Origin of the sequence: Paraburkholderia sp. SIMBA_054 (assembly GCF_046534875.1) — a bacterium.
In the GTDB taxonomy this organism is placed as follows: Bacteria; Pseudomonadota; Gammaproteobacteria; order Burkholderiales; family Burkholderiaceae; genus Paraburkholderia; species Paraburkholderia hospita.
In genome coordinates this window covers 1-458 of the sequence record NZ_JAWRXV010000250.1, presented here as the reverse complement: position 1 = coordinate 458, position 458 = coordinate 1, and the positions used below count along the sequence as shown (strand labels likewise).

The window sequence follows — 458 nt, the reverse complement described above, 5'->3', positions numbered from 1 at the left end:
GATCAGCGGCACGGCCGCTATGGACTGAACGTTAAGCGCCGCGTGGATCTCGCTCTGCGGCAACCCCCACGACGGCCACCGCGCCCACCGCGCGCACCGATCAGCACGCGTCTAAGTCCAAACCGAAGCCGCCCGTACTAAGCGTCGGCGTGACCGATCCCAATACTCAATTGATTCTCCCGTGGTTCCTCGCGGATATCATCAATGCGGTCAACACGCATCAGTCTTTCGGCTCCACGCTCAATACGATGAAACAGGGACTTTGAGCGAGCGGCCCTCAGCCGATAGTCACGCCGCACTCCTTCAACGCCCCACGCAACCCCAACTGCGGATACGCACTCTCCAACGTGCGCAAATCGGCACGCATCTCCTCGACGATCCAGTCGCGCACATCCGCAACAATCGGCCGCAATGGCCGGTTCGCCGGCGACACCAGGCAGCAGCGCCGACTCGTCACG

1 pseudogene is annotated in these 458 nt (G+C 62.4%); it reads right to left on the bottom strand.

Annotated features, from left to right (window positions below):
• Nucleotides 1–277 precede the first annotated feature (277 nt).
• A pseudogene (locus tag SB822_RS54990) lies at nt 278–458 on the bottom strand (LysR family transcriptional regulator); the annotation flags it as partial.